Origin of the sequence: Mesorhizobium sp. M7A.T.Ca.US.000.02.2.1 (genome assembly GCF_003996995.1) — a bacterium.
GTDB lineage: Bacteria > Pseudomonadota > Alphaproteobacteria > Rhizobiales > Rhizobiaceae > Mesorhizobium.
On the sequence record NZ_RZTT01000438.1, the window covers coordinates 1 to 4,762 of the forward strand.

At 65.0% G+C, this 4,762-nt stretch carries 3 protein-coding genes and 2 pseudogenes; 3 read left to right on the forward strand and 2 right to left on the reverse strand.

Translation table 11 applies throughout. From position 1 onward, the window contains the following. Positions 1 to 229: pseudogene (locus EOD15_RS28655) on the forward strand (alpha/beta hydrolase fold domain-containing protein); the annotation flags it as partial. A 427-nt stretch (positions 230 to 656) separates the two neighbouring features. Next, entirely contained in the window at positions 657 to 2,297 is a 1,641-nt protein-coding gene (locus tag EOD15_RS28660; RefSeq protein ID WP_127409063.1) for an ABC transporter substrate-binding protein, read from the forward strand. Between the two features lie 212 nt (positions 2,298 to 2,509). Here the strand turns inward: EOD15_RS28660 and EOD15_RS28665 are convergent, their stop codons facing one another. Continuing rightward, on the reverse strand, positions 2,510 to 3,022 hold the full coding sequence (locus tag EOD15_RS28665) for a hypothetical protein (RefSeq protein WP_127319757.1): 513 nt from the start codon (positions 3,020 to 3,022) through the stop codon (positions 2,510 to 2,512). 289 nt (positions 3,023 to 3,311) lie between these two features. On the opposite strand from EOD15_RS28665, the gene EOD15_RS28670 reads away from it, so the two are divergent. Further along, the gene (locus EOD15_RS28670) at positions 3,312 to 4,379 is read left to right on the forward strand and encodes a cyclic nucleotide-gated potassium channel (protein ID WP_127319759.1); all 1,068 of its coding nucleotides are present in this window, start codon (positions 3,312 to 3,314) and stop codon (positions 4,377 to 4,379) included. A gap of 121 nt (positions 4,380 to 4,500) precedes the next feature. Here EOD15_RS28670 and EOD15_RS28675 read toward each other — a convergent pair. Then, a pseudogene (locus tag EOD15_RS28675) lies at positions 4,501 to 4,762 on the reverse strand (elongation factor 4); the annotation flags it as partial.

The following is a 4,762-nucleotide window of genomic DNA, read 5'->3' on the forward strand; positions in this document are numbered from 1 at the left end:
AACGGTGATCGTCACGGCGCAATGCGACCCGCTGTCGTCAGATGGCGAGACCTACCGCGACCGCATTGTGGCCGCCGGCGGCAAGGCCTGGTGGCACGAGGAACCGAGGCTGGTGCACAGCTTCCTGCGCGCCCGCACGAACGTGCCGGCCGCGGCGGAAGCGTTTGCGCGGGTTGTCGGCGCGGTTGCTGCGCTGGGCCGGGGTGAGTGGCCGACGGTGGAACGCTAATCTCCCCCCTTGAGGGGGAGATGTCGCCGAAGGCGACAGAGGGGGTCGTCGCGCGTAGAGCGCTAGCATCATCTTTTTTAAAGTAGGAGGTCGCGTCCCGTCGTGCCGACCCCCTCTGGCCTGCCGGCCATCTCCCCCTCAAGGAGGGAGATTGGCGCCGCGCCGTTGGCGCATCTCCTCGCAGCGCGGCTGCAAAGCATAAGCGCACTGCCGACTCCCCCTGCGGAACCCCGCACAATCACTGCGGAAAACCGAACACTCCCCAGCGTCACCCCGCTCTATCATTCCCCCCTCAGGCAATGGCGCCCCGGCGGTCGCGTCCGCCCCCGCGTCTGTCGATCGGCCGGGGCGATTTTTCTGTGCATGCCGTTGTCCCAAAACCGCTGGGCACTTTTGGGCGGCATGCATCAACAACAGGGGAACGACGATGAAATTCATGCTGACCGACCGCAAACTCCACCCGAAGGCCAAACCCGTTGCCGATGATTTCAAGACCGGCGGCATCAACCGCCGCGAATATCTCGCTTTGATGGCCGGCCTCGGCGTCAGTGCCGCCGGCGCTCTGGCGCTGGGCGGACTGGCCGCCACGCCCGCCCGCGCGGCCGAGCCAAAAAAAGGCGGCTTGCTGCGCGTCGCCATGAACGTCAAGGGCTTCAAGGACCCGCGCACCTTCGACGGCGTCGAAATGTCCAATGTCGCCCGCCACTGCAACGAATATCTGGTGCGCTGGAACACCGACTTCTCCTTCGAGCCCTGGCTGCTCGAAAGCTGGGAGGCGAGCGACGACGCCAGGACGCTGACCCTGCATGTGCGCAAGGGCATATCCTGGTCGAACGGCGATGCCTTCAACGCCGATGATGTCATTCACAACCTCACCCGCTGGTGCGATGCCTCGGTGCCGGGCAATTCGGTCGCCGCGCGCATGGGCGCGCTGGTCAACGCCGACACTAAGAAGGTCGTCGACGGCGGCATCGCCAGGGTCGACGACTTCACCGTCAAGCTCAATCTGCCCAAGTCAGACATCTCGCTGATCGCCGGCATGGCCGACTATCCGGCGCTGATCATGCACCGCTCCTATGAGGGCGATGGCGACCCCATGAAGGCGCTTGCCATCACCACCGGCCCCTGCGAGCTGGTCAGCTGGGATGCCGAGACGGGCGCCGAGGTGAAGCGCAAGGAAAAACCCTGGTGGAAGGGCGAATTCCATCTCGACGGCATCAAATGGGTCGACTACGGCTCCGACCCCAACGCCATGCTGTCGGCCTTCGAATCCGGCGAGATTGACACCGACCACGAGACCGCTTCCGACGCCGTCTCGCAGACCGAGCAGATGGGGCTGATGAATTCCGAGATCGCCACCGGCTCGACCATCGTCGCCCGCTTCAATGTCGCCAACGCGCCCTATGACGACGTCAAGGTGCGCCGCGCCGCTCAGCTCGCCGTCGACAATTCCGCCGTGCTGGCGCTCGGCCTCGGCGGCCGCGGCAAGCCCGCCGACAACCACCATGTCGGCCCCATGCACCCCGAATATGCCGATATCGGCCCGGCCAGGCGCGACGTCGAGCAGTCGAAGAAGCTGCTCGCCGAGGCCGGCAGGGCCGACCACGAATTCGAGCTCATCTCCGTCGACGTCGAATGGCAAAAGAGCACCGGCGACGCCATCGGCGCGCAGATGCGCGAGGCCGGCCTCAAGATCAAGCGCACCGTGCTGCCAGCCGCCACCTTCTGGAACGACTGGAGCAAATACCCCTTCTCCTGCACCGAATGGCTTGGCCGCCCGCTCGGCGTCCAGGTGCTGGCGCTGGCGTATAAATCCGGCGCCGCCTGGAACGAGAGCGCCTATGCCAATCCCGAATTCGACACCCTGCTCGACAAGGCGCTGGCGACGCCGGACGCCAAGGCGCGCAAGGAGACCATGGGCAAGATCGAGCAGAATTTGCGCGATTCAGGCATCATCATCCAACCCTACTGGCGCTCGGTCTACCGGACATATCGCAAGGGCGTCGAAGGCTGCGAACAGCACCAGGCGCTGGAGCAGCACTTTGAGAAGGTTTGGATTGAGTCTTGAAGCGTCGGCGCTCCTTCAAGTGCCGCGCTGGCCGGTGGATCGCTGCGATCATCTGCGGGTTGGAAGTGGCCGGCGCGAATGCCGGTGAGGCAGTTGCCTGAGCCCGCGCCGGCCACTGGCGACCTGATAAGGGTCCGCCGCCCGAGTTTTCTATCGCTCCGAGTCTGCGCGATCAACCAGGCCGGACTTTTGGTACGGAAGCGGACAAAGGCTCACCGCGCCGGCCTCAGCAGCGTCCAGATCCAGCCAACAAAGGTCAGCACCAGGAACGGATAACCGGCGGCGGGCAGCGGCGCCGAGGTTGGCAGCAAGGGCGCGCCCCAGAGGATCATGCAAGCCGAGACGACAAACAGCACCGCGGCCACGAGCGCGGTGAGCCGCATCCACAGGGCAAAAGTCTTCGGCGCGCTGACCATGACCAGTGCTGCCGCCCAAAGCGAGATGCCGCCGACATAGGAGGGCACGCTGGCCTCCAGTCCCGCCGCATTGCCGGCAAGCAGCAGGCTCTCGCCGGCCAGGAAAGTCAGGAATCCAGCCGCTACGCTGTCATTGCCCAGCCGCTGGTATTTCATGGTCAGCAGCGCGGTCGCCACCACGAGTGCCACGCCGTCGATCGTCCAGAGCGTTTCGCGCAGCGGGGCGCTGGCGACGAAGGTGCCGGCTAGGCCGAAGGCACCGCCGATGGCGAGGCCGATCGCGGCGATGGTGTCTGAAGTGGTGCGCATTTGATGTCTCCCCAAGCTGGCTCGAGGATACCGCAGGACGGTGTCTGATCCAATGCTCGCCGATGGCGAGGCGCTCTCACCTGTTTGACTTCCCGACGCGGCTCCAGTGTCAGCCCGAAATCGACAAGGCGTGAAGGCAGAGACTGTCGAGAGAGCGGTCCGCAGCGCGTCCGCAGTCGACAAAGTCAGCCTTGCCCGAGAACCGATATCGGCGGATCGCAGCAAGCACCTTTACGCTTGCCTTGAAGGCAGCCTACTTTGGCAAATAGTAGCCGCTCGTGGGCACAGAATGTCGGTACTGCCTTTCCTGAGAATTTACGCGCCGCTCAACGCGGTGCTGGCTGCCCCTGGGCTTCTGGTGGTGGCTGCGCTCACGACACCGAACCTGTCCGGACGAAGCAGACTGGCTCTGACCGCACTGCTCGCGGTCATTTGGGGCGCCTATCTTCTGCAGATGGCCGCGACGCTGCTCAAGCACCGGGCGGGAGACCTTCGGGACAGGACGCCGGCAATCGCCATCGATGTGCTCGCGGTTTTGGTTCCACTCGCCGCATTTCTGCTCGGCGGCACGCCCGACTGGAGCCTCTACTGTGGTGTCTGGCTGCTGAAACCGCTGCGCGACTCGACCTTCTTCCCGGTGCTGGGCAGGGTGCTGGCCAACGAAGCGCGCAACCTGATCGGCGTCACCACGCTCTTCGGCGTCGTTCTGTTTGGTGTCGCACTCGCCGCCTATGTCATCGAGCGCGACATCCAACCGGAAAAGTTCGGCAGCATCCCCGAGGCAATGTGGTGGGCGGTGGTCACGCTGTCCACCACCGGCTATGGCGACCACATTCCGCAAACCTTCGCCGGCCGCGTCCTTGCCGGGGCGGTCATGATGACTGGCATCGGCATCTTCGCGCTCTGGGCCGGCATTCTTGCCTCCGGCTTCTATCAGGAAATCCGTCGCGAGGATTTCGTCCGCAATTGGCAATTGGTCGCCGGCGTGCCCTTGTTTGAGAAGCTCGGCCCGGCCGTGCTGGTCGAGATCGTGCGCGCGCTAAGACCTCGCAACTTGCCGGCGGGCGCCGTGATCTGCCGCAGTGGCGAGACCGGGGATCGGATGTTCTTCGTCGTGGAGGGGCGCGTCAGCGTCGCGACGCCGAACCCGGTGGAGCTTGGCCCTGGCGCCTTCTTTGGCGAGATGGCGCTGATCAGCGGCGAACCGCGTTCGGCGACCGTCAACGCCGCGACAGCGGTCTCCCTCCTGTCGCTGCACGCGGCGGATTTCCAGATGCTGTGTAGCAGCAGCCCGGAGATCGCGGAAATCATCCGCAAGACCGCGCTCGAGCGCCGCGGCGCGGCACCGATGGCTTGATCCCAATCGTGCAGCTCCACCGCCGCGCTGGCAGGGTGCGCGCTGCCTCCGGCAGCTCCCACCCGGACTTGTGCTCGCATCGACCAACCGGGTCGATGCGTTCGGCCGAAGGCCGAACCGCTTAGTCCCCCATCTTAAGCGCCTGGATAAACGCCTCCTGCGGGATATCCACCTTGCCGAACTGCCGCATCCGCTTCTTGCCTTCTTTCTGCTTGTCCAGCAGCTTGCGCTTGCGCGACACGTCGCCGCCGTAGCATTTGGCGGTGACGTCCTTGCGCAGCGCCGAGATGGTTTCCCGCGCGATGACCTTGCCGCCGATCGCGGCCTGGATCGGGATCTTGAACAGATGGTTCGGGATCAGCTCCTTCAGCTTCTCGCACATC